At 48.5% G+C, this 715-nt stretch carries 1 protein-coding gene; it reads left to right on the top strand.

Translation table 11 applies throughout. The annotated features are described in order from the left end of the window. Nucleotides 1–715: SulP family inorganic anion transporter (locus A3750_RS01440; protein WP_197474792.1), on the top strand; the 715-nt coding region annotated here is incomplete at both ends.

The following is a 715-nucleotide window of genomic DNA, read 5'->3' as shown; positions in this document are numbered from 1 at the left end:
CAATTTGGACAGTCAGAAGCAGAACAAGGCTGGCTTGCAGGAACAGGCCTTGAAGGTAGTATCATTGATATCGCCTGGTTAGAAGGCTCTGCTCTATACAGCATGCTAGGTTTGGTCGCATTAACGATGGCCATCATTCACTTTCTGCCAAAACTCACTAAGGCCATTCCATCATCACTCGCGGCGATTATTGTCGTCACTCTGATCGTGATTTTCGGCAATATCGATACACGCGTTGTAGGCGATGTGGCATCGATTGCGGGCGGCCTTCCAAGCTTCTCAATCCCTTCCGTTCCCTTTACTTGGGAAACGTTCACCATCATCTTTCCATACGCATTGGTGCTTGCAACCATTGGTCTCATCGAGTCGTTATTAACGCTAAGCCTGATTGATGAAATCACCCAAACGCACGGCAAAGGCAATCAAGAGTGTGTTGGTCAGGGCGTTGCAAATACCGTGACGGGCTTCTTTGGCGGCATGGGTGGTTGTGCCATGATTGGTCAAAGCATGATTAACGTAAACTCTGGTGGACGCGGACGTCTCTCCGGACTATCTGCAGCTCTGTTTTTGCTTTGCTTTATATTGTTTACATCCAGCCTAATCGAGCAGATTCCTGTCGCCGCACTTGTCGGAGTCATGTTTATCGTTGTTATTGGTACTTTCGAGTGGTCGAGCTTTCGCATATTGGGCAAGGTACCAAAAGCCGATGCGTTCG

Source organism: Oleiphilus sp. HI0079 (assembly GCF_001635105.1).
The sequence above is the reverse complement of the archived record's forward strand: the minus strand, read 5'-3'. Positions and strand labels throughout refer to the sequence as shown.